The sequence below is a fragment of the Pseudomonas sp. LBUM1673 genome, from assembly GCF_059695645.1.
The window spans coordinates 2,455,937-2,481,447 of record NZ_CP166780.1 but is presented as its reverse complement, the minus strand read 5'-3'; the positions used below and the strand labels follow the sequence as shown (position 1 = coordinate 2,481,447).

20 protein-coding genes and 4 tRNA genes are annotated in these 25,511 nt (G+C 60.4%); 1 reads left to right on the top strand and 23 read right to left on the bottom strand.

From position 1 onward, the window contains the following. Positions 1–22: 22 nt before the first annotated feature. Positions 23–99 (bottom strand) — tRNA-Val (locus ACA044_RS11195). Between the two features lie 183 nt (positions 100–282). Between ACA044_RS11195 and ACA044_RS11190 the strand changes: the two genes are divergently transcribed. Then, on the top strand, positions 283–1,566 hold the full coding sequence (locus ACA044_RS11190; RefSeq protein ID WP_497446387.1) for an NAD(P)/FAD-dependent oxidoreductase: 1,284 nt from the start codon (positions 283–285) through the stop codon (positions 1,564–1,566). 249 nt (positions 1,567–1,815) lie between these two features. On the opposite strand, the gene ACA044_RS11185 is transcribed toward ACA044_RS11190, so the two are convergent. The 22 genes from ACA044_RS11185 to leuC all read right to left on the bottom strand — a co-directional run bounded on the left by ACA044_RS11185 (position 1,816) and on the right by leuC (position 25,397). Next, positions 1,816–4,239, bottom strand: coding sequence for a TonB-dependent siderophore receptor (locus tag ACA044_RS11185; protein ID WP_497446386.1), 2,424 nt, complete (start codon positions 4,237–4,239; stop codon positions 1,816–1,818). 67 nt (positions 4,240–4,306) lie between these two features. Continuing rightward, complete coding sequence (locus ACA044_RS11180) at positions 4,307–5,251, bottom strand: FecR domain-containing protein (RefSeq protein WP_497446385.1); 945 nt, start codon at positions 5,249–5,251, stop codon at positions 4,307–4,309. After that, positions 5,248–5,757 (bottom strand): sigma-70 family RNA polymerase sigma factor, encoded by a 510-nt coding sequence (locus tag ACA044_RS11175; RefSeq protein ID WP_497446384.1) that lies wholly within the window; start codon positions 5,755–5,757, stop codon positions 5,248–5,250. Before ACA044_RS11175 ends, ACA044_RS11180 begins: the two co-directional genes overlap by 4 nt. Before the next feature lie 259 nt (positions 5,758–6,016). Continuing rightward, positions 6,017–6,093, bottom strand: a tRNA-Asp gene (locus ACA044_RS11170). A 92-nt stretch (positions 6,094–6,185) separates the two neighbouring features. Continuing rightward, positions 6,186–6,262: transfer RNA gene (locus ACA044_RS11165), tRNA-Asp, on the bottom strand. 54 nt (positions 6,263–6,316) lie between these two features. Further along, positions 6,317–6,392: transfer RNA gene (locus ACA044_RS11160), tRNA-Val, on the bottom strand. A gap of 244 nt (positions 6,393–6,636) precedes the next feature. After that, positions 6,637–7,398 carry an SDR family oxidoreductase gene (locus tag ACA044_RS11155; RefSeq protein ID WP_497446383.1) on the bottom strand — a complete coding sequence of 254 codons (762 nt, stop codon included), beginning with the start codon at positions 7,396–7,398 and terminating at the stop codon, positions 6,637–6,639. A gap of 11 nt (positions 7,399–7,409) precedes the next feature. Next, complete coding sequence (locus tag ACA044_RS11150) at positions 7,410–8,621, bottom strand: O-succinylhomoserine sulfhydrylase (protein ID WP_497446382.1); 1,212 nt, start codon at positions 8,619–8,621, stop codon at positions 7,410–7,412. A gap of 63 nt (positions 8,622–8,684) precedes the next feature. Then, a complete protein-coding gene (gene purF / locus ACA044_RS11145; protein WP_497446381.1) occupies positions 8,685–10,190 on the bottom strand; it encodes an amidophosphoribosyltransferase in 1,506 nt (501 codons plus the stop codon). Positions 10,191–10,231: 41 nt separating this feature from the next. Further along, positions 10,232–10,792, bottom strand: coding sequence for a CvpA family protein (locus ACA044_RS11140; RefSeq protein ID WP_497446380.1), 561 nt, complete (start codon positions 10,790–10,792; stop codon positions 10,232–10,234). A 272-nt stretch (positions 10,793–11,064) separates the two neighbouring features. Continuing rightward, complete coding sequence (locus ACA044_RS11135) at positions 11,065–11,727, bottom strand: SPOR domain-containing protein (protein WP_497446379.1); 663 nt, start codon at positions 11,725–11,727, stop codon at positions 11,065–11,067. Next, a complete protein-coding gene (gene folC / locus ACA044_RS11130) occupies positions 11,711–13,018 on the bottom strand; it encodes a bifunctional tetrahydrofolate synthase/dihydrofolate synthase (protein WP_497446378.1) in 1,308 nt (435 codons plus the stop codon). Before folC ends, ACA044_RS11135 begins: the two co-directional genes overlap by 17 nt. Beyond that, entirely contained in the window at positions 13,015–13,935 is a 921-nt protein-coding gene (gene accD, locus ACA044_RS11125) for an acetyl-CoA carboxylase, carboxyltransferase subunit beta (RefSeq protein WP_497446377.1), read from the bottom strand. The genes folC and accD overlap by 4 nt, the downstream gene beginning before the upstream one ends. Positions 13,936–14,112: 177 nt before the next feature. After that, positions 14,113–14,733, bottom strand: a complete 621-nt coding sequence (locus ACA044_RS11120) for a phosphoribosylanthranilate isomerase (RefSeq protein WP_497446376.1) — start codon at positions 14,731–14,733, stop codon at positions 14,113–14,115. Between the two features lie 63 nt (positions 14,734–14,796). Next, positions 14,797–15,621, bottom strand: coding sequence for a tRNA pseudouridine(38-40) synthase TruA (gene truA / locus ACA044_RS11115; protein WP_497447204.1), 825 nt, complete (start codon positions 15,619–15,621; stop codon positions 14,797–14,799). A 338-nt stretch (positions 15,622–15,959) separates the two neighbouring features. After that, on the bottom strand, positions 15,960–18,569 hold the full coding sequence (locus ACA044_RS11110) for a FimV/HubP family polar landmark protein (RefSeq protein WP_497446375.1): 2,610 nt from the start codon (positions 18,567–18,569) through the stop codon (positions 15,960–15,962). A 208-nt stretch (positions 18,570–18,777) separates the two neighbouring features. Continuing rightward, complete coding sequence (locus ACA044_RS11105) at positions 18,778–19,788, bottom strand: aspartate-semialdehyde dehydrogenase (protein WP_497446374.1); 1,011 nt, start codon at positions 19,786–19,788, stop codon at positions 18,778–18,780. Between the two features lie 265 nt (positions 19,789–20,053). Continuing rightward, positions 20,054–21,166 (bottom strand): aspartate-semialdehyde dehydrogenase, encoded by a 1,113-nt coding sequence (gene asd / locus ACA044_RS11100; protein WP_497446373.1) that lies wholly within the window; start codon positions 21,164–21,166, stop codon positions 20,054–20,056. A gap of 69 nt (positions 21,167–21,235) precedes the next feature. Then, positions 21,236–22,318: a 3-isopropylmalate dehydrogenase gene (gene leuB / locus ACA044_RS11095; protein ID WP_497446372.1), complete on the bottom strand. Its 1,083-nt coding sequence runs from the start codon at positions 22,316–22,318 to the stop codon at positions 21,236–21,238. Between the two features lie 79 nt (positions 22,319–22,397). Further along, positions 22,398–23,165: a class I SAM-dependent methyltransferase gene (locus ACA044_RS11090; protein WP_497446371.1), complete on the bottom strand. Its 768-nt coding sequence runs from the start codon at positions 23,163–23,165 to the stop codon at positions 22,398–22,400. A gap of 157 nt (positions 23,166–23,322) precedes the next feature. Further along, complete coding sequence (gene leuD / locus ACA044_RS11085; protein WP_497446370.1) at positions 23,323–23,967, bottom strand: 3-isopropylmalate dehydratase small subunit; 645 nt, start codon at positions 23,965–23,967, stop codon at positions 23,323–23,325. Between the two features lie 11 nt (positions 23,968–23,978). After that, complete coding sequence (gene leuC / locus ACA044_RS11080; protein WP_497446369.1) at positions 23,979–25,397, bottom strand: 3-isopropylmalate dehydratase large subunit; 1,419 nt, start codon at positions 25,395–25,397, stop codon at positions 23,979–23,981. Positions 25,398–25,511 lie beyond the last annotated feature (114 nt).

Sequence of the window (25,511 nt, the reverse complement as noted above, 5' to 3'; positions counted from 1 at the left end):
GCCCAGCAGAGCGGATTTTGTTTGGTAGGCGCGATTGGACTCGAACCAACGACCCCCACCATGTCAAGGTGGTGCTCTAACCAACTGAGCTACGTGCCTGCTGTGAGGCGGCATTCTACGGAATTCCGGAGGGGTGTCAACACCTTTTTTTCACCTAACCCTATGAATATGCAAAATATTTAATTTTGCTGTGGCAAAGAAGATTTTCCGGTGGCTGGCGGTCGATTTTTAACTCGGGTAGGATCGATGCACTCGTAAAATATATTAAACAGAGGCTGCAGGATGGCGAACACCCCCTACCCAGAGTCCTATTACGCCGCGTCGGCCAATGCGGCGCCACCGCGCCCGGCCTTGCAGGATGATGTAGATACTGATGTCTGTGTCATCGGCGCCGGTTACACCGGCCTGTCCTCTGCCCTGTTTCTGCTGGAAAACGGTTTTCGGGTAACGGTCCTGGAAGCGGCCAAGGTTGGTTTTGGCGCATCGGGGCGCAACGGTGGCCAGATCGTCAACAGCTACAGCCGTGATATCGACGTGATCGAGCGCAATGTCGGTCCCAAGCAAGCTCAGCTGCTGGGGCAAATGGCATTCGAGGGCGCACGGATCATTCGTGAGCGGGTGGCCAAATACAACATCCAGTGCGACCTGAAGGACGGCGGTGTGTTCGCCGCCATCACCGCCAAACAGATGGGCCACCTGGAATCCCAAAAGCGTCTGTGGGAGCGTTTCGGTCACACGCAGCTTGAGCTGATGGATCAACGTCGCATCCGTGAAGTGGTGGCTTGCGATCAATACGTCGGCGGCATGCTCGACATGAGCGGCGGGCACATTCATCCGCTTAATCTGGCACTGGGCGAAGCGGCGGCCGTAGAGTCGCTGGGTGGCACTATCTATGAGCAATCGCCGGCAGTGCGCATCGAACGCGGCGCCAATCCGGTGGTGCATACGCCCCAGGGCAAGGTCAGGGCCAAATTCATCATCGTCGCTGGCAACGCTTACATCGGCAATCTGGTGCCGGAGCTGGCGGCCAAGTCGATGCCTTGCGGGACTCAAGTGATCACCACCGAACCCTTGGGCGATGAAATGGCCAAGCGCCTGTTGCCCCAGGACTACTGCGTCGAAGACTGTAACTACCTGCTCGACTACTACCGCCTGAGCGCTGACAAACGCCTGATTTTTGGTGGCGGCGTGGTGTATGGCGCGCGGGACCCGGCGAATATCGAGGCGATCATTCGACCGAAGATGCTCAAGGCCTTCCCGCAGCTCAAGGACGTGAAAATCGATTACGCCTGGACCGGCAATTTCCTGCTGACCCTGTCGCGCCTTCCCCAAGTCGGGCGACTGGGCGACAACATCTACTATTCGCAGGGCTGCAGTGGTCATGGCGTGACGTACACACACCTGGCGGGCAAAGTGCTGGCCGAAGCCTTGCGCGGTCAGGCCGAACGCTTCGACGCCTTTGCCGACCTGCCCCACTACCCGTTCCCCGGCGGACAATTGCTGCGTACACCGTTCGCGGCGTTGGGTGCCTGGTACTACGGATTGCGGGACAAGTTCGGATACTGACCGTTAGAGGTGAAAAGGGTCGCTGAATGCGGCCAATGCCAGTCAGTTAAAGTGCGGGAACCTGTGGGAGCGGGCTTGCTCGCGAAAGCGGTGAATCAGGCGACATCAATGTTGGCTGTGCCTCCGTCTTCGCGAGCAAGCCCGCTCCCACATGGATTGCGCTTTCCCCGATCTTGCCACGTCCACCCGCGAGCGCATGACACCACACGGCAACGCCCTTCCCTGTGGCGCAGGCATGGCTGGATTGATTCAGAAGTCGACCGTCGCCGAAAGGAGGTAGGTTCGTGGGGTCGAGAGCGTCAAGCCGGGCTCGCTGTCATCCGAGGCCCCGGCCGAACTCCAGTAGCGTTTGTCCGCCACGTTCTCGACATTGGCACGCAGGGTGATGTTCTTTTCGTCGATCTTGAACGCGTAGCGTGCACCTACGTCGAAACGCTCCCAGGAGTCGATTTCCTTATTATTGGACTGGTCCAGATACTGCGAGCTGGAATAGAGGCCGCGGCTGGTCAGGGTCAGGCCCCGTACGGTCGGCACATCCCATTCGGCGCCCAGGTTGACGTTGTATTTCGGCGTGGCCGGCGCCCGGTTGCCGTCGAAGGTGCCATTGGTGGTGTTGCTCAACTCGCTGTCGATGTACATGACGCCACCGAGCAGGCGGAAACCTTTGAGCGGTTCACCGAACACACTCAGTTCCACACCCGTGTTCTCACGCTTGCCGTTCGGGCCAAAAACTCGCGTCGTGGCGTTGGTCTCATAGGCCGGTTGCTTGATCCGGAACACCGCGGCGGTCACGGCGAACGCACCCGCGTCATACTTGGCGCCGACCTCGACCTGGCGGCTGATGAACGGCGGAAAGATCTCGTCCTCGTTCACAGAGGTCGACGGCGCGATCTTGCCCTGGCTCAGGCCTTCCATGTAGTTGGCATACAACGACAGCTTATCGGTTGCCTTGAACAGGATGCCGCCCGACGGCGAAACCTTTTCCTCATCGTAGGCCGTAGCGCCTTTGACATCATCCGCCCAGTCGTCAACCTTCACGCGCTGCCAGCGGGCGCCGAGGGTCAGCAGCAGCCGGTCATCGAAGAAACCCAGCGTGTCGGACAACGCCACGCCGCTAAAGCGGTTCTCGGTGTAGACCTTCGAATCGAGTCGAGTGGGCCTGCCAGGTGTTGGTGTTTCCGCGGGGTCGTAGAGGTTGCTGGGGGCCGCGGCATAACGGGCTCCGCCATTTTCGAAGTCCATGTAGAAATAGCTGGCGGCCAGGTTGACTTCATGGCTCACCGGGCCGGTATGAAACCAGTTGCGCACCCCTGCCGTGGCCGTCCGGACATTTTCGTCACGGGTGAAGTCACGCGGCTGAACGCTGAAATCGCCGGCATCGTTGGTGACCGCAACGGCATGCCGGAGAAAGTCATGATTGCTTTTACGCGCGCCCACACCGCCGTACAGCATGACGGAATCGCTGACATCGAATTCGCCGTTCACCGTCCCGAAGGTGTCGTTGGTACTCGCCTTGCTCCAGGGCTGCGCATAGTTGTGGCGGACATCGTTCGCATTTGGAACTTTCGCATTGGCGCCGACCTGCACGCGTTCCTGCGGGGCGTCGGTATCACGTTCGGTGCGCCCCAGGTCCGTCGAGAGTCGCAGGCGTTCACCGCGAAAATCCAGACCCAGCACGGCCATCTCGCGGTCGACACTCTGGTGATCCCATTCGGTGTCGCCGGACTGCTTCACGCCGTTGAAACGAATACCGAACTTGTTGTCTTCACCAAAGCGCCGGCCGACATCCACGGCACCGCCGACCTGGTTGTCGGAAGCGTAGCTCCCGGTAAACGAAGTGATGGGCTTGTCGGTCGCGCGCTTGGGCACCACGTTGATTCCGCCACCCACGCTGCCCCGCGGCGAGATGCCGTTGATGAGCTGGCTCGGGCCTTTGAGAATGTCGACGCGATCGGCCATCTCCATGTCGATCGTATAGGTCGGCAGGACGCCGTACAGGCCGTTGTAGGCGACATCACTGTTGAACAGGCTGAGCCCACGAATGGTGAACTGCTCATAACGCCCGCCCGCCGGGTTGGTGGCACGGACCGAGGGATCGCTGGCGATCAGGTCGCCCAAGGTACGAGCCTGCTGGTTTTTGACCACCTCGCTGGTGTAGGTGGTCATGCTGAACGGCGTTTCCATGAAGTCTTTCGAGCCTAGCAAGCCTTGCGAACCACGGCGCGCGACCTGGCCACCGGCATACACCTCGCCGCCCGTCTCGCCCGTGGCACCGAGAATCGAGGTGGGGGCCAGTTGCAGGCTGCTGCCTTCTGGCGCCGGGGTCAGGATGTAGGCCTGTTCGCCCACGGGCTGCAGTTGCAGACCGGAACCCTGCAACAACCGGGCAAAGCCCTCCTCGACTGCGTATTCGCCGGAAAGACCGGGGCTGGTGCGACCGCCCACCAGTGCCGGGTCGACCGAAAGATTGACGCCAGACAGACCGGCGAAGCGGGTCAGCGCATCGCTCAGGCTGCCGGCAGGCACCTGATAATTGCGCCGGGTACTGTCTTCGGCCCAACTGGCAGTGATGAACAACGGACTGGCACTCAGGCCCAACAACAGGCTCAAGTGCAGCAACGGACGCAGGCGGGAAGAAGCCGGACGCGGACAGCAAGGTATGACTGCGGGCATTGAAATAGTTCTCTTGATTCGTTCACATGCCTTGAATGACAAGCGAGTCGAAAAAAGGGGACAGGCTTCACACACTATTTTTACGCGGCAGCAACGTAACCCAATATCGCGTACGCGAATGCACCTCCAGCGGCAGACTGGCCGCGAGCAACGCGAGGACGCGATCGGTGTCGTCCAGGCGAAAACTGCCGGTGACACACAACGCTTCAAGCTCCGGTTCCCAGCGCAGCACACCCGGTCGATAAGTGCCGAGTTCACGCAGGAAATCCCCCAGCGGCTGGTTTTTCGCCATCAGCACCCCTTCTCGCCAACCTGGCGCAAGCACATCGAAGGGGCTGATCGGCCCGACACCGGCGGCCTGAAGACTGACTTGTTGACCACTGTGCAAAGCCAACGCTGACCCCTGCAAAGGCTGCAATTGCACGGCGCCGCTGTACACCGACACGCGGCAACCGCGCGCATCCTGACGAACACAGACTTCGCTTTGGCTGACGATGATCTGCCCAAACTTCGTTTGGATCGTCAGCGGCGACGCGCTCGGTACCTTCAGCGACAGCTCGCCCTCAATCAACTTCAAGCGACGGCTCTGCAAATCCACATCGACGGCACTGGCCGTGTTGAGCCGCAAGGAACTGCCATCAGCGAGCTGCACCTGTTTGCGCTCCCCGGTAACCGTATGCAGATCGGCTCGCCAGACATCCAGAGGCAATTGTCGGCTGATCAGCCAAGCCGCCGGCACCAACGCCACCGTACCCAATGCGCGCTTGAGCACGACTCGCCGCCCCGGCTCGGGGCGATCCAGGCTTTGCAGCGCCAACGCTGAAGGCAGATCGGCAAACCGCTGTCGCAAGGCTTGAGCCTTCTGCCAGGCCTGCTCATGACTGACGCAGCTGTCGCGCCAACGCTGCAGATTCGCACGATCCTGCTCACTGAAACTTCCAGATTGCAGCAATGCGAGCCACTGCGCGGCAGCTCGCACGACCTGACGGGCATCGGGCACCGGACTGTTCACAGTTCCACCAACAGGCAATGCTCGTAGGCGTGCGCCATGTAGCGTTTGATCGTGCGTTCCGACACCCGCAGGCGCTCGGCGATTTGCTGATAGTTCAAGCCTTCCAGCTGACTCCAGAGAAACGCCCTGCGCACTGCCACTGGCAATCCATCGAGCAGCTCATCCAGGGCTTGCAGGGTTTCGAGCAACAACCAGCGCTGCTCGGGCGATGGCACACAGTCTTCCGGCAACGCCGCCAGCGCCGTCAGATAAGCCTGCTCGAGGCTTCGACGCTTATAGAAATTACTCAGCAGCCGTTTGCCCACAGTCAGCAGATAGGCACGGGGCTCCTGCAGATCGGCAATTCGTTGAGAGCTGGCGAGTAAACGCAGAAACGTATCCTGGCTCAGGTCCGCCGCATCACAGCCATTACCCATGCGTCTTCTCAACCAGCCTTCCAGCCAGCCACGGTGATCGCGGTACAGGTCGTGGAAGGTTTGCTCCTTCGGCATCGCTGCATCACTCATCTCAAGAAGCCCTGTGCCAAGGAGTTATCGTAAATGAGAGTGATTCTAATTAATGTCGGAGCTATGAACCAAGTCCTTTATGCAATTGGTGCGCAGAAAGGTTTGGCGGGAAGAACATCAGAGAGAAATAACCAAATCGCAGACACAAAAAACCCCGGTCTTTCGACCAGGGTCTTTGCTATCGACTCGAAGTAAACACTGGCTCTACCAGTAGTTTGCTTCGTAGCTTCAAGGCGTTCAGTGGGCCTTGAGGCAGATATGGCGCAGCGGACGGGACTCGAACCCGCGACCCCCGGCGTGACAGGCCGGTATTCTAACCGACTGAACTACCGCTGCGTATCGCTTTGAGCTGACGCTCAAGTAACTTGTCTGATTGAAAGCTTCGAGGCTTTTCAATCTCGAGCCAGGCAAACCTGACTCGGAAAATATGGCGCAGCGGACGGGACTCGAACCCGCGACCCCCGGCGTGACAGGCCGGTATTCTAACCGACTGAACTACCGCTGCGCGTCGGTGGAGGCTTTTCAGCTTCCCTCTTGCTTACGCAAGAGTCTCAAGAAGTGGTGGGTGATGACGGGATCGAACCGCCGACATTCTGCTTGTAAGGCAGACGCTCTCCCAGCTGAGCTAATCACCCTTTGCTTCTCTGAGGCCGCGAAATTTACGCAGGTACCGAAGCTAAGTCAATACCCCGCTTGAAGTTTTTCTGAAAAAGACAAAATCATGTCATACACCGTCAGACCGCTTTCGCGAGCAAGCCCGCTCCCACAGGGGTTCTGCAGTGAACATCAGTTCTGTGCTCGACGAAAATCAACTGTGTGCGGGCTTGCTCGCGAAGACGGCAGCACATTCAACATCAATGCAGGCTACGTCTGTCAGGGTTACTCGCTGTAAATCATCTTCTTGGTCATGCCACCATCGACCACGAACTCCTGGCCCGTGACAAAACCGGCATTCTTCGACAGCAACCAAGCCACCATCGCCGCCACATCCTCGACCGTCCCTACCCTGCCCGCCGGATGCTGTGCATGATCGGCGTCGGTCAGCGGCTCGGCACGTCGTGCCGCCGGGTCTCGTGCATCGATCCAGCCCGGGCTGACCGCGTTGACGCGAATCTCCGGCCCTAAACTGATGGCCAAGGCGTGAGTCAGGGCCAACAGGCCGCCCTTGCTCGCCGCATAGGCCTCTGTGTCGGGCTCTGACTGCGCGGCACGGGTCGAGGCCAGGTTGACGATGGCGCCACTGTGAGCGCGCAGGTACGGCGCGCAGTGCTTGGCCAACAGCATCGGCCCGCTGAGGTTTACCGCCAGCACCCGGTTCCAGTAGGCCAGATCGAGGCTTTCCAGGGTGATGTTGTGCGGATCGGCCACCGCTGCATTGCACACCAGCGCATCCAGACGTCCGAACTGCCCCAGCACCTCGGCCACACCCAGTGCCACCTGGGCTTCATTCGCGACGTCCATGGCGATGAACCAGGCGTTCTCGCCAAGCACCTTCGCCACTTTCGAACCGCGCTCCCGATCCAGATCGGTCAGCACCACTTGCCAGCCTTCGCAGATCAACCAGGCCGCAATGCCCAGGCCAATGCCGCGCGCAGCACCGGTGACCAGCGCGACGCGGCCATGGGTGCCCGTGGTCGGCATGGACAACTCGATCACAGGGCGGCCAACCCGCGTGCCAGATCGGCTTGCAGGTCTGCCACATCTTCCAGACCGACCGCAATGCGGATCAGGCTGTCCCGGATCCCCGCCGCTTCACGCTCTTGCGGCGCGAGACGGCCGTGAGAGGTGGTGCTCGGATGAGTGATGGTGGTTTTGCTGTCGCCCAGGTTGGCGGTGATGGAGATCAGGCGAGTCGCATCGATAAAGCGCCAGGCACCCTCTTTGCCGCCCTTGACCTCGAAACTCACGACCGCACCGAATCCCTTCTGCTGACGCTGGGCCAGTTCGTGCTGCGGATGGCTCTTGAGGCCGGCGTAATGGACTTTCTCGATGCCGTCCTGTTGCTCCAGCCATTGCGCCAATTGCTGGGCATTGGCGCAGTGCGCCTTCATGCGCAGGCTCAGCGTTTCCAGGCCCTTGAGGAAGATCCAGGCGTTGAACGGGCTCAGGGTTGGCCCGGCGGTGCGCAGGAAACCAACGACTTCTTTCATCTGCTCGCTGCGGCCGGCGACAACGCCGCCCATGCAACGGCCCTGGCCGTCAATGAACTTGGTCGCCGAGTGCACGACGATGTCCGCGCCCATCTTCAGCGGTTGCTGCAATGCAGGGGTGCAGAAGCAGTTGTCGACCACCAGCATCGCACCTTTGGCGTGAGCAATTTCCGACAGCGCTTTGATGTCTACCAACTCGGCCAGCGGGTTGGAGGGCGACTCGACGAACAGTAACCTGGTGTTGGCCTTGATCGCCGCATCCCAGCCAGACAAGTCAGCCAGAGGTACGTAATCAACTTCGATGCCGAAGCGCTTGAAGTACTTTTCGAACAGGCTGATGGTCGAGCCGAACACGCTCCGCGAAACCAGCACATGATCGCCGGCGCTGCACAGGCTCATCACTACCGCCATGATCGCGGCCATGCCGGTGGCAGTGGCCACGGCTTGCTCAGCGCTTTCCAGCGCGGCAATACGCTCTTCGAACGCACGCACGGTCGGATTGGTGTAGCGTGAGTAAACGTTGCCCGGCACTTCCCCGGCAAAGCGAGCAGCCGCGTCGGCGGCAGTACGGAATACGTAGCTGGAAGTGAAGAACATCGGATCACCGTGTTCGCCTTCCGGCGTGCGGTGTTGACCGGCGCGTACGGCCAGGGTATCGAACGCTACGCCATCGAGGTCGCTGTCCAGCCGACCGGCATCCCAATCCTGACTCATGCTGTCACTCCTTGCCTTGCTCTTTAATAGATACAAAACCGGCCCCTCAGGGCCGGTAGTTACTCAGTTGTTGTACAGATCGATGATCGCACTGACTGCCTGGGTCTTGACCTTGGAGGCATCGTTTCGCGCCTGCTCGATCTTGGCCAGGTAAGCCTCGTCGACGTCACCGGTCACGTACTTGCCGTCGAACACCGCGCAATCGAATTTCTCGATCTTGATCTTGCCGCCACCGACCGCTTCGATCAAGTCAGGCAGGTCCTGATAGATCAACCAGTCAGCGCCGATCAGATCGGCAACGTCCTGAGTCGAACGGTTGTGAGCGATCAGTTCGTGAGCGCTCGGCATGTCGATGCCGTAGACGTTCGGGTAACGCACCGCCGGTGCCGCGGAGCAGAAATAGACGTTTTTGGCGCCGGCTTCGCGAGCCATCTGGATGATCTGCTTGCAGGTGGTGCCGCGAACGATGGAGTCATCCACCAGCATCACGTTCTTGCCGCGGAATTCCAGCTCGATGGCGTTGAGCTTCTGGCGTACGGATTTTTTCCGGGCAGCCTGCCCCGGCATGATGAAGGTCCGGCCGATGTAGCGGTTCTTCACGAAGCCTTCGCGGAATTTGACGCCCAGGTGGTTCGCCAGCTCCAGGGCCGCGGTGCGGCTGGTGTCCGGAATCGGGATAACCACGTCGATGTCGTGATCCGGACGCTCGCGCAGGATCTTCTCGGCGAGCTTCTCGCCCATGCGCAGACGGGCCTTGTAAACCGAAACGCCGTCCATGATCGAGTCCGGACGCGCCAGGTAAACGTGTTCGAAAATGCACGGAGTCAACGACGGGTTGGTCGCGCACTGACGTGTGTGCAACTTGCCGTCTTCAGTGATGTAGACCGCCTCGCCCGGTGCCAGATCGCGAATCAGGGTGAAACCGAGTACATCCAGCGAAACGCTTTCGGAGGCGATCATGTACTCGACGCCTTCGTCGGTGTGACGCTGACCGAAGACGATCGGACGGATGCCATGCGGATCGCGGAAACCGACGATACCGTAACCGGTCACCATCGCAACGACCGAGTAACCACCGACGCAACGGTTGTGCACGTCGGTGACGGCAGCGAACACGTCTTCTTCGGTCGGCTGCAACTTGCCGCGCTGGGCCAGCTCGTGTGCGAACACGTTGAGCAGCACTTCCGAATCGGAATTGGTGTTGACGTGGCGCAGGTCAGATTCGTAAATCTCCTTGGCCAGTTGTTCAACGTTGGTCAGGTTACCGTTGTGCGCCAGGGTGATGCCGTACGGCGAGTTGACGTAAAACGGTTGAGCTTCGGCCGAGGTCGAGCTGCCCGCGGTCGGGTAACGCACATGGCCAATACCCATGTGGCCGACCAGGCGCTGCATGTGACGCTGATGGAACACGTCACGCACCAGGCCATTGTCCTTGCGCAGGAATAACCGGCCATCATGACTGGTCACGATACCGGCAGCGTCCTGGCCGCGGTGCTGGAGGACGGTTAGCGCGTCATACAGCGCCTGATTGACGTTCGACTTACCGACGATACCGACGATGCCACACATGCGACGCAACCCCTACTTAATGGATCTGAACTGAACACAACTCACTGAGGCGTTTTGGCCATCGGCACGAGGTGTTCCTTGAACGGTATATCAGCGGGTACGCTGATTCCGCTGGCAAGCCACTGACTGCTCCACCCGAGGATCAGGTTTTTGGACCAGTCTGCGACCAATAGAAATTTTGGCACGAGCTGTGATTCTTGCCACCACCCGTCCTGCTGTACCGGCCCCAGGCTCAACAGCCCGACTGCCACGACCACCAGCAACACGCCACGCGCTGCGCCAAAGGCCATGCCGAGGAATCGATCGGTCCCGGATAGCCCGGTGACGCGAACCAATTCGCCGATAAGATAATTGATCATTGCGCCTACGATTAAAGTGGCGACAAACATGATGGCACAGCCCGCGATCACGCGAGCCGACGGTGTTTCGATGTATCCGCCGAGGTACTCGGACAATGAGCCACCGAACATCCAGGCAACGGCTCCTGCGATGATCCAGGTCAGCAGCGAGAGTGCTTCTTTGACGAAGCCACGGCTCAGACTGATCAAAGCGGAGATGGCGATGATTGCAACGATCGCCCAGTCAACCCAGGTAAATGGCACAGTGCAGCCTACAGACAGATAAGGCGGCGCATTTTAGCAGAGCCCATGGCTGTCGGTAAGCTGAGATTGTCGGTGCTTTTCAAATCGGGACGATAGTTTTGCCCTGCCGAGGCTGCGCCCGCCCCGTGTAGCAGCTGGCGAAGCCTGCGTTCGGCTGCGCAGCAGTCGCAGAATCAGACGCTGCGGTGTATCAGATACACCATAAAAACCGGGTTTACGACTGCTTCGCGGCCGAACGCAGCCTCGGCAGCTGCTACAAAGAGACGTCGGCGTTAACCGCGCTCAGGCTGGAAACGCACCACAAAACCCTTGAGGTTCTGCTGGCGACTCAACAAGTCACGCAGACGGTCGGCCTCCGCACGCTCGATCAGCGGTCCGACGAACACCCGATTCTTGCCATCGGCGGAGCGAATATAGGCGTTATAGCCTTGGCTGCGCAGGGTTTTCTGCAGACTTTCAGCGCTCTCACGGCTCGACAGGCTGGCCAGTTGCACCGACCAGCTGACCGACAGGCCATTGGCATCGACGCGGCTCGGGGTGGTGACCGGCTTGGTCGGCGCAACAGCGATTGGCTGGGCAGGTGCCGGCACTGGCTTGGCGACTGGCGCCGCAGGCGGTGCAACCGGTTTGGCAGTCGGCAGCGCTGGCGCCACGGGGGCGCTTGGCGTAATCGGTGCCGATGGCGCTTGCTGCTCGGCAATTTCGTCGTCGCTGGGCACGGGTTCCTGCGGCAACGCCTGCGGTTCAGGCACCACCACCGGCTCGACCTGCACTTGCGGCATTGCGGGCGCGTGCGGTGCCGCAGGCGCGTCGACCGTCACCTGACGCTGCTCGTCCTGACGGGAAAACAGCATCGGCAGGAAAATCACCGCCAGCGCCACCAGCACCAGGGCACCAACCATGCGCTGCTTGTACGCCTTATCCAGCAAAGCCATTTGCCGCTTCCTCCGTGGAGTGCCGGGCCAGCCATTGAAGGGCCTCGGCGACACAATAAAATGATCCGAACAACAGAATCTCATCGTCGCTCGTCGCCTGCGCGCACTGCCCTTCCAGCGCGGCAGCCACGCAGTCATAAGACGTTACCGAGGCACCAAGGCCCTGCAACGCCGCGTGCAACTGCGCAACGGGCCGCGCCCGCGGCGAATCCAGCGGGGCGACAGCCCAATGCTGGACACTAGCATTCAATTCACCGACAACACCATCCAGATCCTTGTCCGCCAGCAACCCGAACACCGCCAGACGCTTGCCGGCCAGTGGTCGACTGGCCAGACGACGGGCCAGATATTCTGCCGCATGAGGGTTGTGCCCCACGTCCAGCAACAAATTCAGACGCTTGCCCTGCCAGTCGAACTGACGGCGATCAAGACGACCAACCACGCGTGTCGCTTTCAGGGCATCAATAATCTGCGCATCCAACCAAGGCAAGCCGAGCAGCAGGTAAGCCTGTAATGCCAGTGCGGCGTTTTCCATCGGCAGATCGAGCAATGGCAGATCATGCAACTCGACTGCACGCCCTTGCGCATCAACGCCGCGCCATTGCCAGTTGTGATCGGTGATACCCAGGTCGAAATCGCGCCCACGCAGGAAAAACGGGCAATTGAGCTCGCGCGCTTTATCCAGCAACGGTTGTGGAGGATTCAGGTCGCCGCAGAGCGCAGGCGCGCCCTGGCGGAAAATGCCGGCCTTTTCGAAGGCCACGGATTCGCGGGTATCGCCCAGGTAATCTGCATGATCGACACCAATGCTGGTCACCAGCGCGATATCGGCATCCACCACGTTGACCGTGTCCAGACGCCCGCCCAGGCCGACTTCCAGCACCACCGCATCAAGCCCTGCCTGTTGAAACAGCCAGAATGCCGCCAGGGTGCCCATTTCGAAGTAAGTCAGGGAAGTGTCGCCCCGACCCGCCTCGACCGTTGCGAAGGCTTCGCACAACTGGGCGTCAGTGGCTTCGACACCATTGACCTGCACCCGCTCGTTGTAACGCAGCAGGTGCGGAGAATTGTAGACACCCACGTTCAGGCCCTGCGCCCGCAGCAACGAAGCCACGAATGCGCAAGTAGAACCCTTGCCGTTGGTGCCAGTGACCGTGATCACCCGAGGCGCCGGCTTGCCCAGTCCCATGCGGGACGCTACCTGTTGCGAACGCTCCAGCCCCATGTCGATGGCCGAAGGATGCAACTGCTCAAGGTAGGCGAGCCACTCGCCGAGGGTGCGCTCGGTCATATGTTCGTAGGTACCGGCGGAACCACGATCGGCTCGATCGGTGCGGCGACGAATTTTGGCGTCGGCAGGCCCATCATTTGTGCCAGCAGGTTGCCCAGACGCGGACGCAGTTCCTGACGATGAATGATCATGTCGATCGCGCCGTGCTCCAACAGGAACTCACTGCGCTGGAAGCCTTCCGGCAGCTTTTCGCGAACGGTTTGCTCGATCACGCGCGGACCGGCGAAACCGACCAGGGCTTTCGGCTCACCGACGATCACGTCGCCGAGCATCGCCAGACTGGCGGAAACACCACCGTAGACCGGGTCGGTCAGTACCGAGATGAACGGAATGCCTTCTTCACGCAGACGCGCCAGCACCGCGGAGGTCTTGGCCATTTGCATCAGGGAGATCAGCGCTTCCTGCATCCGCGCACCACCGGAGGCGGAGAAGCAGATCATCGGGCAACGGTTTTCCAGGGCGTAGTTGGCAGCGCGCACGAAGCGCTCACCGACGATGGCGCCCATCGAGCCACCCATGAAGGAGAATTCGAAGGCCGACACCACCACCGGCATGCCCAGCAAGGTGCCGCTCATGGAGATCAGTGCATCTTTTTCGCCGGTCTGCTTTTGTGCAGCGCTCAGGCGATCCTTGTACTTCTTGCCGTCGCGGAACTTCAGACGGTCAACCGGCTCCAGGTCCACGCCCAGTTCGGCACGGCCGTCAGCGTCGAGGAAGATGTCGATACGGGCGCGGGCGCCGATACGCATGTGGTGGTTGCACTTGGGGCAAACGTCCAGGGTCTTTTCCAGCTCGGGACGATACAGCACCGCCTCGCAAGACGGGCACTTGTGCCACAGACCTTCAGGCACCGAGCTCTTCTTGACCTCGGAACGCATGATCGAAGGGATCAGTTTGTCTACTAACCAGTTGCTCATGCTTTCTTTCTCCAGTACCGGCGGCCCGAACGCTCTGGTTCGCAGCCCCGCGTATGCCCTTGAGCTAAATTCATGTGTGCGGCGATGATCGATTGGTTGCCGGATCAGCTAAACGCGACCTGCGTACAACCCAAAAATCCTCAGCCATGCCTGTGGACGGCGGCAGTGTGCCAGCCGTCACATCCTGCGTACCGCTTTGATGAATGCCTGAATCTTTGCGTGATCCTTGATGCCCTTGCTTGCCTCTACCCCACCGCTGACGTCCACCGCGTAAGGCCGGACCCGGGCAATCGCCTCGGCGACGTTGTCCGGTGTCAAACCACCAGCGAGGATGATCGGCTTGCTCAAACCTTGCGGTATCAGAGACCAGTCGAACGCTTCACCGGTTCCGCCCGGCACGCCTTCGACATAGGTGTCGAGCAAGATCCCGCTGGCGCTTGCGTAGGCATCGCAACCCGCCGCAATGTCATCACCGGCCTTGACCCGCAACGCTTTGATGTACGGCCGGTGCCAGCCTTCGCAGTCGGCCGCGGTTTCGTCGCCATGGAACTGCAACAGGTCCAGCGGCACGGCGTCGAGGATCTCCCCCAACTCGCAGCGGCTGGCGTTGACAAACAAACCCACGGTGGTCACGAACGGCGGCAGTGCATTGATGATCGAGCGCGCCTGCTGAAACGTCACGGCCCGTGGGCTTTTGGCGTAGAACACAAATCCGATGGCATCGGCCCCGGCCTCAACCGCCGCCAACGCATCTTCTATGCGGGTAATCCCACAAATTTTGCTGCGAACGACCGACATGTCGATAGAACCTCAGGGCAAATCCGGGAAAGTCCCGGATGGTAACAAAAGCGTTCGAGGGCGTCAGCCGTCAAGTTCCGAGAAACCGGTGAGGAAGTGCGGGCCGATGTAACGCTCGGGCAATTCGAACTCGTCGCGATACTCGACTTGCACCAGATACAGGCCGAACGGATGGGCCGTCACCCCGCCGGAACGACGAACGCGACTCTCCAGGACTTCCTTCATCCACTCCACGGGACGCTCGCCAGCACCGATGGTCATCAGCACCCCGGCGATGTTGCGCACCATGTGGTGCAGGAACGCGCTGGCGCGGATATCCAGCACGATCATTTTACCGTGACGGGTGACGCGCAGGTGATGCAGCTCCTTGACGGGCGACTTGGCCTGGCACTGGCCGGCACGGAATGCGCTGAAGTCGTGAGTGCCGACCAGATACTGCGCAGCCTCGGACATGCGCTCGACGTCCAGTGGACGGTGGTTCCAGGTAATTTCTTCATTCAGATGCGCCGGGCGGATCTGATCGTTATAAATCACGTAGCGATAGCGACGGGCAATGGCCTTGAACCGCGCATGGAAATGCGCCGGCATGACCTTGGCCCAGCTGACGCTGATGTCGTGAGGCAAGTTGATGTTGGCGCCCATGACCCAGGCCTTCATCGAACGCTCGACCTGGGTGTCGAAATGCACCACTTGGCCGCAAGCATGCACACCGGCGTCGGTACGCCCGGCGCAATGCAGCGACACGGGCGAGTCGGCGACTTTGGACAAGGCCTTTTCGAGGATTTCCTGCACCGTGGCCACACCGGAGGCCTGACGCTGCCAGCCGCGATAACGCGAACCTTTGTATTCAACGCCCAACGCGATCCGGAAAAAGCCGTCGGCCGCCATTTCGGCGGCCGGATTATCTATATTTGCCAAGGGGTGACAGCCTGCTGATCTACGCAAAGGCAGGCATTATAAGGCCGCTGGACCGGGATGCCAGAGCTGCGTGCTTTCTGCGCCCTACCCGACCGGTGCTACTGCCGACATTGATGCTGAATGAGATACCCCCTTCGCGAGCAAGCCCGCTCCCACAGGGGGATTGGTACCAGGCATCAAATGATGCGGACACCCTCGATCAAAGCGGGCTTGCTCGCGAAGGCGATCCAACTGGCGCATCGCATTAACCCTAAAACAAAAACGGCAGCCCCAATGGGCTGCCGTTTTGTTTACGCCTTACCGATGACTCACGCCAGACGCGAGAGCATTTCCTTGGCTTCGCTCTTCTGCCCGGCATCGCCTTCGGTCACCACCTCATTGAGGATGTCCCGAGCGCCGTCGTTATCGCCCATGTCAATGTAGGCTTGGGCCAGATCGAGTTTGGTGGCGACTTCGTCGGTGCCGGAGAGGAAGTCGAAGTCCGGCTCATCAGCTGCAGAGGCCAAAGCATCTTCCGCGGTGAAGCTCGGCTCACCGAGGCTCTGGGACAGACGATCCAGCTCGGCATTGACATCGTTGAGCTCACTTTCGAAGGCATCCGGCTGATCCGGGGCGGCATCCATTTCATCGGCCAGCGACAGGTCGAAGTCTGCGGGCAACTCCAGATCGTCGAGCGGCGCCTCAGTCACGGTCGGCGTTTCGGCAGCCGGCAAGTCCTTGAGGTCGTCATCCAGACTCAGCAGGAAGTCGTCTTCGGCCAGGGTAGCCGGCGAGGTATCGCCACCCAGGTCCATGTCCAGGTCGAAGTCCGACAGGTCGTCGAGGTTTTCCTTGATGTCGGTCTGTTGCTGCAACACCGATTCAAAGCTCAGGTCATCGTCCAGCGGGAAATCGTCCAACTCAGCCAGAGGCTCTGGCTCTGGCGCAGGTTCAGACGCAACGGCAGGCGCGACAGGAGCAGCCGCCTCCAGATCATCCAGGCTCAGATCGAAGGCACTGTCGAAGTCATCATCCAATGCCGGTTCCGGGGCTTGCGGCTCGTCCAGCAGCAGCTCCTTGACGTACTGCGCATCCAGCTCGGCGGCGATCGCCGCGGCGGCCAAACCACTCGCAACGACGACTGCCATTGCCGGGAAGCGGCTTTTCAGCTGTTCGACCTGGGCAAAGTTGTCGCCATTGGCCACCAGTTGACGTTCCTGAGCGACGAACGCATCGCGGTCGCCCTGCTGACCGTAGACTTCCATCAGTTTCAAGCGCAGGTCACTGCGTTGCGGCTCTTGCTTGATCGCGTCTTCCAGCAATGCGGCGGCCTGATTCAGACGACCGCCTGCAATGTGCGACTGCACCTGAGCCAGTACGTCGTCAGAACGCTCGGCGGCAGGCGATACCAGTGGCGCAGCGATCGGCGGCGTCACTACAACCGGAGCAATCACCGGGGCCGGGGCTGGTGCAGGTGTTGGTGCAGTCGTGAGCTTCACACTCGGCGGCGGAACTTCCAGACCTTCAAAGCTGCTTTCCGGCAGGTCGTGGTCGGTGGAAAACTCTTGTTCCTCAGCCAAGGCACGGGCCATGCGCAGATGCTTTTCGGCCTCTTGTTGAGCTTTGCGGCGACGGGCCAGCAACAACAGCAACAGCAGCAGAACCACCGCACCGCCGCCCACCAGACCCAGCAGTATTGGATTGGTCAGCAGCTCGTTGAATTTCTGCTCATCGGACGTCGCAGGCGTCGGCTCGATGGGTGTCTCGACCGCTGCCGGAACCACTTCAGGCGCCGGGGCCGTGTCCACAGGTGTTGTCGCAGGGCTGGCCGCCAGCTCAGCTGATATTGCCGGCGCAGTCGTAGCTGCCGGTGCGCCTGCCCCACCTTCGGCCTGCAGCTTGGCCAATTGATTGTTTTTCAGTTCGATCAGGCGCTGCAGCTTGTCCAGCTGACTTTGCAGATCGTTCATACGGCTTTTCAGCTCAGCGTTGTCACGACGAGCCGTGTCGAGGCTTTCCTGGGTCACCGCCAGCTTGCTACTCAAGACTTTCGCATCACCTGCGGCACCTTTGCCACCCTTGCTGGTGTCGGCAGAGACCAGGCTCAGCTTGTCTGCGGCTGCTTGCGGCGAAGCACCTTCACCGCGAGCGCGCTTGGTGGCATCGAGTTGCTGCTGCCCGGTCCCGGGTTTCGCCACATAGCGACGGCCCTGGCGCCACGCGGTGTTCTGCGCCGCGACTTCAGCGATGGCCTTGGGTTGCGCCAGGCTGGTGCTCTGCACCTGATCAGGCAGACGCAGCACCTGACCGGTTTTCAGTCGGTTGATGTTGCCATCGATGAACGCATCCGGGTTCAGCGCCTGGATGGCCAGCATCGTCTGCTGGATCGAACCACCATTACGCGCCTTCGCGGCGATTTCCCACAGGGTATCTCGCGGCGTGGTGGTGTGTTGCGACGGTTTGGTTGCGCCGGTAACCGACGCGGTCACCGCTTGGGCTGGCGCCGGTTGCGCGGCGGCATCGGCGGTCTGCGGCGAGAATTTGGACGGATCGAGCAGCACGCTGTAATCACGCAGCAGGCGACCGTTGGGCCACATCACCTGAACCAGGAATTTCACCATCGGCTCGGAGAGCGGCTTGCTGGACGTGACGCGCAGGATGCTTTTGCCGCTGGCATTAAGTACCGGGGTGAAGGTCAGGTCGTTGAGAAACGCCTGACGGTCGACACCGGCCTTGGCGAAATCTTCGGGCGAAGCCAGGCTCGGCACCACTTCGGCAGCCGTGAGGTCCTTGACGTCGAGCAACTCGATTTCCGCCACCAAAGGCTGGTTCAGCGTCGACTTCAGGGTCAATTCCCCGAGCCCGAGGGCATGCGCCATACCGGAGGACAGCGCCGAGGCGGCCGCTATTGCTAACACCAGTTTGCGAACTTGAACCATAGCCTCATCCTTTGTTTGAACATTCCTCGGCCAGCGAGAAGGTGTTGATAACCGCTGCCGTAAGGCATTGCGCGCGGCGACGAAGGGTCGTCGCGCGCGATCATTTCATTCATGCGACGGGAAGCCCTGCGGGGTGGCTCACCTTAAGCATTCCAGCCCAGCATAGCGCTCGACTAGAATCATTCGATAAATTGTTGCCAAGTATCTTTTACAGCAGGTCTTTTATCAACAATTCAGCCACCTGCACAGCATTGAGCGCGGCGCCTTTGCGTACGTTATCTGACGTCAGCCACATATTAAGTTCCGCCGGGTCGTCGATCCCGCTGCGAACCCGACCAACGTAAACCACGTCCTGCCCTACCGCATCGCCTACCGGGGTCGGGTAATCGCCCGCCTCGACCAGTTCGATACCGGACGCTGCTTCCAGTGCCGCGTTGACTTTCGCCAGGTCGACCACGCTCGATGACTGCAAGGTCACGCTAAAGCTATCGCCAAAAAACACCGGGGCTTGAATGCAAGTGACGGAAATCTTTAATAGAGGTAGCGCCATGACCTGACGCAGCTCGCGCACCAGGCGTTTTTCCAGCAGCGTATGACCCTGTTCATCAGGCATACCGACTTGCGCCAGCAGATTGAAAGCCATCTGCCGATCAAAGAAAGCCGGCTCCAGCGGACGCACATTGAGCAGCTCGGCGGTTTGCCGGGCCAACTCGGTGACGGCTTCGCGGCCTTGGGCAGATACCGCCAGACACGCCGTCAGGCTGATGCGTTGCAGGTCGAGCACATCGAGCAACGGCGCCAGCACCACCGCCAGCGTCGCGGCCGAAGGGCTTGGGCTGCTGACCTGGAAGGGTTTCTTAAGACCCTCCAGGATTTGGGCATTGGCTTCGGGCACCACTTGCGGCGCCTGATCGGCCGGCAAGGCGCCGGACAGGTCGATCAGCGAGCAACCGGCGGCCGTGGCGCGCGGGGCGAAACTGAGGGTCACCGCCGGTCCGGCGGCGAAGAACACCAGCTGTACTTTACTGAAGTCGAACTCATCGACTTCCCGCACCCGCACGTTCTTGCCGCGAAACGGCACCGAATGCCCGGCCGACTCACTGCTCGCCAGCAGGTGCAGGTTACCGACCGGGAAATCCCGCTCTTCGAGAATCTGGACGAGTGTTTCGCCGACAGTACCGGTGGCGCCGATCACGGCAATATCGATGGACTGGCTCATGGTTCTACCTCTGGCGAAACGGGGGGAGCGGCACTTTACCGGGTGGTTGGCAGTGAGGCAATTCGACAGGGGATTTGTGCTGGCTGTACCGGCCTCTTCGCGAGCAAGCCCGCTCCCACATTTGATCTCCAGTGTTCACACAATCAATGTGGGAGCGGGCTTGCTCGCGAAGGCGGCCCGCCAGGCACAGGACAAACCCCAGACAACCCGCCATAAAAAAACCCGCACCTATTTCAAGGCGCGGGTTCTTCATTACTTCAATCGATCAACGCTCAAGCAGAATCCGCAGCATGCGACGCAGCGGTTCGGCCGCGCCCCACAGCAGTTGGTCGCCGACGGTGAAGGCACCAACGAACTGCGACCCCATGTTCAGTTTGCGCAGACGGCCGACCGGTACGTTCAGGGTGCCGGTGACTTTCGTCGGGCTCAGTTCCTGCATGCTGATCTCACGACTGTTCGGCACCAGCTTGACCCATGGGTTGTGCTGGCTGATCAACCCTTCGATGTCGGCGATCGGCACGTCTTTGTTCAGCTTGATGGTCAGCGCCTGGCTGTGGCAACGCATGGCGCCAATGCGCACGCAGATACCGTCCACCGGGATCGGGCTCTTGAAGCGACCGAGGATCTTGTTGGTCTCGGCCTGGGCCTTCCACTCTTCGCGGCTCTGGCCGTTCGGCAGTTCCTTGTCGATCCACGGGATCAGGCTGCCGGCCAACGGTACGCCGAAGTTTTCGGTCGGGTACGCGTCGCTGCGCATGGCTTCGGCGACACGACGGTCGATGTCGAGGATGGCGCTGGCCGGGTCGGCCAGTTGATCGGCGACAGCGCCGTGGGTCACACCCATTTGCTTGATCAGTTCACGCATGTGCTGCGCACCGCCACCGGAGGCCGCCTGATAGGTCATGGCGCTCATCCACTCCACCAGACCGGCTTCAAACAGGCCACCCAGGCCCATCAGCATCAGGCTGACGGTGCAGTTGCCGCCGATGTAGTTCTTGGTGCCCGCATCGAGCTGCTGGTCGATGACCTTGCGGTTCACCGGGTCCAGCACGATGACCGCGTCATCCTGCATGCGCAGGCTGGAAGCGGCGTCGATCCAGTAACCCTGCCAACCGGCTTCACGCAGTTTCGGGAAGACTTCGCTGGTGTAGTCGCCACCCTGGCAGGTCAGAATCACGTCGAGGGTTTTCAGCTCTTCAATGCTGTAAGCGTCCTTGAGCGGAGCAATGTCCTTGCCCACGGACGGGCCTTGGCCACCGACATTGGAAGTGGTGAAAAACACCGGCTCGATAAGATCGAAATCCTGCTCTTCCAGCATCCGCTGCATGAGCACGGAACCGACCATACCGCGCCAACCGATCAGACCTACACGTTTCATCGCAACTACACCTTCTTGAAAAAGTGGGCCGCTGCTTTCAAGGTTGAAAATTGCAGCGGGCCAGAGAGATTACAGATTCCGCAGCGCGGCGACTACTGCGTCGCCCATTTCCTGCGTACCGACCTTGGTGCAACCGGCCGACCAGATGTCGCCCGTGCGCAGGCCCTGATCCAACACCAGGCTCACGGCCTTCTCGATGGAATCGGCCGCATCCTGCAGATTGAAGCTGTAACGCAACATCATCGACACCGACAGAATGGTCGCCAACGGGTTGGCAATGCCCTTGCCAGCGATGTCCGGCGCCGAACCGTGGCACGGCTCGTACATGCCTTTGTTGTTGGCATCCAGCGACGCCGACGGCAGCATGCCGATGGAGCCGGTGAGCATCGACGCTTCGTCGGAAAGAATGTCGCCGAACAGGTTGTCGGTGACGATCACGTCGAATTGCTTCGGTGCACGCACCAGTTGCATGGCGGCGTTGTCGACGTACATATGGCTCAGCTCGACGTCCGGGTAGTCTTTGGCCACTTGCTCGACGATTTCACGCCACAGTTGGCTGGAGGCCAGCACGTTGGCCTTGTCTACCGAGCAGAGCTTCTTGCCGCGCACGCGCGCCATGTCGAAACCAACACGGGCGATACGGCGGATTTCAGTTTCGCTGTATGGCAGGGTGTCGTAGGCCTGACGCTCACCATTTTCCAGTTCGCGCACGCCACGTGGCGCGCCGAAGTAGATGCCGCCGGTCAGTTCACGGACGATCAGGATGTCCAGACCGGCCACGATTTCTGCCTTCAGGCTGGAAGCCTCGGCCAGTTGCGGGTACAGGATCGCCGGACGCAGGTTACCGAACAGGCCCAGTTGCGCACGGATTTTCAGCAGGCCGCGCTCAGGGCGGATGTCACGTTCAATAGTGTCCCATTTCGGACCGCCCACAGCGCCCAGCAAAACCGCATCGGCGGCACGGGCGCGGGCCAGGGTTTCGTCGGCCAGCGGTACGCCATGCTTGTCGATGGCGGCGCCACCGATCACGTCATGACTCAGTTCGAAGCCCAGGCTGTACTTGTCGTTCGCCAGCTCCAGCACCTTGACCGCTTCGGCCATGATTTCCGGGCCAATACCGTCACCCGGGAGAATCAGAATCTGCTTGCTCATGCTTTCCTCATGTCATCAGTCGGCACGCCCTTGGGCACGCCCGGAAAAATTCTATCGCTCGGCGCTTATGTTTCAGAGCTTATCGTTCAGCCATCAGCACCAGCACATCTGTACTGAACGAACCATCGGCCTCAATCTCAAAATATTCGCGAACTTCATTGCCCATCGATTGCTGCAACTCGCGGATCGCCGCGCGCATTACCTGCGGCGTGCGCATCCGCTCGACCCATGAGGTGTACTCCAGACGCAGCCGTTGGCGCGTAGTGCTGCGGGCATGCAACCCCGCTTCGCTGACCTGACGCAACCACTCACCGGCAGAATAATCGCGCACGTGGCTGGTGTCGCGCAGCACTTCGACGCTTTGCAGGTAAGTGTCGAACAACGGGCTGCCTGGCGACAACACATCGATGAACGCCGCCACCCCACCCGGCTTCAGCACCCGGCGAACTTCGCGCAAGGCCAGTCCGAGATCGCTCCAATGGTGCGCCGAATACCGGCTGAAGACGAAATCGAACTCGCCATCGGCGAACGGCAGACGTTCGGCGGCACCGAGCACGGTGGACACGTTGCTCAAGCCCCGATCGACGGCAGCAGCGGCCACCACGTCGAGCATCTGTTGGGACAGGTCGTAAGCCACCACTTCCTTGACCAGCGAAGCCACGTGAAAACTCACATGACCGGCGCCGCAACCGAGGTCGAGCACGCGAGCATCACCCTGCCCCGCCAGTTCAGCCTGTAGCAGCGCGAATTCAGTGCCTTGAGCGTGTACAGCGCTGCTCAGATAGGCCGAGGCCTGTTCACCGAATTGTTTTTGTACTACCTGACTGTGCTGGGCGTTGCTGGTCATGTGGACTTCCTTTTGGGGATGAGTCTTGTGGTGTTTGTGCCGCCGTCTTCGCGAGCAAGCCTCGCTCCTACAGGACCGAGTCGATCCGCGATGGTGGGTTCTAAACCCTGTAGGAGCGAGGCTTGCCCGCGAAGGCGTCATTACGCCTTACGCAAAATCACGCATCGCGAAACAACCACGGCTGGCTCGCACGATGCTTGGCTTCAAACGTCGCGATCGCCTCGTGGTCCTGCAAGGTCAGACCGATATCGTCCAGACCGTTGAGCAGACAATGCTTACGGAACGCGTCAATTTCGAAGCGGAGCACCTTGCCGTCCGGACGGGTCACAGTCTGGGCTTGCAGATCGACCTGCAACTCATAGCCAGGAGCAGCTTCAACCTGCTTGAACAGCTCATCGACTTCAGCGTCGCTCAAGATGATCGGCAGCAAGCCGTTCTTGAAACTGTTGTTGAAGAAGATGTCGGCATAGCTCGGCGCGATAATGCTGCGGAAACCGTACTCTTCCAGCGCCCACGGCGCGTGTTCGCGGCTGGAGCCGCAACCGAAGTTCTCGCGGGCCAGCAACACGCTCGCACCTTGATAACGTTCGGCGTTGAGGACGAAGTCTTTGTTCAACGGGCGCTTGGAGTTGTCCTGATACGGCTGCCCGACATCCAGATAACGCCATTCATCGAACAGGTTCGGGCCGAAACCGGTGCGCTTGATCGACTTCAAGAACTGCTTCGGAATGATCTGATCGGTGTCGACGTTGGCACGATCCAAAGGCGCGACAAGACCAGTGTGCTGGGTAAAAGCTTTCATGCTGCGCTCCTTTAGATCAATTCACGGACGTCGACGAAACGACCGTTCACCGCGGCGGCGGCGGCCATGGCCGGGCTCACGAGGTGCGTACGGCCACCGGCGCCCTGACGGCCTTCGAAGTTACGGTTGGAGGTCGACGCGCAATGCTCGCCCGACTCCAAACGGTCCGGGTTCATCGCCAGACACATCGAGCAACCCGGCTCACGCCATTCGAAACCGGCCTCGAGGAAAATCTTGTCCAGGCCTTCGGATTCGGCCTGAGCCTTCACCAACCCCGAACCCGGCACCACGATGGCCTGCTTGATGGTCGAAGCCACTTTGCGACCCTTGGCGATCACGGCGGCGGCGCGCAGGTCTTCGATCCGCGAGTTGGTGCAGGAACCAATGAATACGCGATCCAGCTGAATGTCGGTGATCGCCTGATTGGCGGTCAAACCCATGTATTTCAAGGCGCGCTCGATGGAGTCGCGCTTGACCAGGTCCATTTCCTTCGCAGGATCGGGAACGTTCTGATCCACGGCCAACACCATCTCGGGCGACGTGCCCCAGCTGACTTGCGGTTTGATCTGAGTGGCGTCGAGTTCGACGATGGTGTCGAATTTGGCATCCGCGTCGGAAACCAGGTCTTTCCAGGCTTCGACAGCCAAATCCCACTCCGCGCCTTTCGGAGCGAATGGACGGCCTTTTACGTAAGCCACGGTTTTTTCGTCAGCGGCCACCAGACCTACACGGGCGCCGGCCTCGATGGACATGTTGCAGATGGTCATGCGGCCTTCGACCGACAGGTCGCGAATCGCACTACCGGCGAACTCGATGGCATGGCCGTTACCGCCAGCGGTGCCGATCTTGCCGATCACGGCGAGGACGATGTCCTTGGCCGTCACGCCGAACGGCAATTGGCCTTCGACTACGACCTGCATGTTCTTCATCTTTTTCGCGACCAGACACTGCGTGGCGAGCACGTGCTCGACCTCGGAAGTGCCGATACCGTGAGCCAGGGCACCGAACGCGCCGTGAGTCGAGGTGTGGGAGTCGCCGCAGACCACAGTCATGCCCGGCAAGGTCGCGCCCTGCTCCGGGCCGATCACGTGGACGATGCCTTGGCGCACGTCATTCATCTTGAATTCGACGATGCCGTATTCGTCACAGTTATCGTCGAGCGTCTGAATCTGCAAACGCGAGACCTGGTCGACAATCGCTTCGATGCCGCCCTTGCGCTCCGGGGTGGTCGGAACGTTGTGGTCCGGGGTCGCGATGTTGGCATCGATGCGCCAAGGCTTGCGCCCGGCCAGGCGCAAGCCTTCGAAGGCTTGCGGCGAGGTCACTTCGTGGATGATGTGACGATCGATGTAGATCAGCGCCGAGCCATCGTCGCGCTGCTTGACCAAATGCGAATCCCAGAGCTTGTCGTAGAGCGTTTTGCCGGCCATCAGACGGTTCCTCATCAGCTTGTTTCTATGCCCCGGGTTTGAATAGTTCAATAACCCTTTGGCTTGTGAGGTCGATCCTAGGGGGTTACATTAAATAACTCAAATTCATATTTT

Bases quoted from the DNA above. Each gene is read 5' to 3' on its own strand.
- folC (WP_497446378.1), bottom strand. From the start codon at position 13,018: ATGACCGAGCGCACCCTCGGCGAGTGGCTCGCCTACCTTGAGCAGTTG.
- ACA044_RS11190 (WP_497446387.1), top strand. From the start codon at position 283: ATGGCGAACACCCCCTACCCAGAGTCCTATTACGCCGCGTCGGCCAAT.
- ACA044_RS11175 (WP_497446384.1), bottom strand. From the start codon at position 5,757: ATGAGTGATGCAGCGATGCCGAAGGAGCAAACCTTCCACGACCTGTAC.
- leuB (WP_497446372.1), bottom strand. From the start codon at position 22,318: ATGAGCAAGCAGATTCTGATTCTCCCGGGTGACGGTATTGGCCCGGAA.
- leuD (WP_497446370.1), bottom strand. From the start codon at position 23,967: ATGAAAGCTTTTACCCAGCACACTGGTCTTGTCGCGCCTTTGGATCGT.
- accD (WP_497446377.1), bottom strand. From the start codon at position 13,935: ATGAGCAACTGGTTAGTAGACAAACTGATCCCTTCGATCATGCGTTCC.
- asd (WP_497446373.1), bottom strand. From the start codon at position 21,166: ATGAAACGTGTAGGTCTGATCGGTTGGCGCGGTATGGTCGGTTCCGTG.
- ACA044_RS11155 (WP_497446383.1), bottom strand. From the start codon at position 7,398: ATGCCGACCACGGGCACCCATGGCCGCGTCGCGCTGGTCACCGGTGCT.
- ACA044_RS11135 (WP_497446379.1), bottom strand. From the start codon at position 11,727: ATGGCTTTGCTGGATAAGGCGTACAAGCAGCGCATGGTTGGTGCCCTG.
- ACA044_RS11120 (WP_497446376.1), bottom strand. From the start codon at position 14,733: ATGTCGGTCGTTCGCAGCAAAATTTGTGGGATTACCCGCATAGAAGAT.
- ACA044_RS11105 (WP_497446374.1), bottom strand. From the start codon at position 19,788: ATGAGCCAGTCCATCGATATTGCCGTGATCGGCGCCACCGGTACTGTC.
- leuC (WP_497446369.1), bottom strand. From the start codon at position 25,397: ATGGCCGGCAAAACGCTCTACGACAAGCTCTGGGATTCGCATTTGGTC.
- ACA044_RS11150 (WP_497446382.1), bottom strand. From the start codon at position 8,621: ATGAGTCAGGATTGGGATGCCGGTCGGCTGGACAGCGACCTCGATGGC.
- purF (WP_497446381.1), bottom strand. From the start codon at position 10,190: ATGTGTGGCATCGTCGGTATCGTCGGTAAGTCGAACGTCAATCAGGCG.
- ACA044_RS11185 (WP_497446386.1), bottom strand. From the start codon at position 4,239: ATGCCCGCAGTCATACCTTGCTGTCCGCGTCCGGCTTCTTCCCGCCTG.
- truA (WP_497447204.1), bottom strand. From the start codon at position 15,621: ATGGCGGCCGACGGCTTTTTCCGGATCGCGTTGGGCGTTGAATACAAA.
- ACA044_RS11090 (WP_497446371.1), bottom strand. From the start codon at position 23,165: ATGACCAGCAACGCCCAGCACAGTCAGGTAGTACAAAAACAATTCGGT.
- ACA044_RS11110 (WP_497446375.1), bottom strand. From the start codon at position 18,569: ATGGTTCAAGTTCGCAAACTGGTGTTAGCAATAGCGGCCGCCTCGGCG.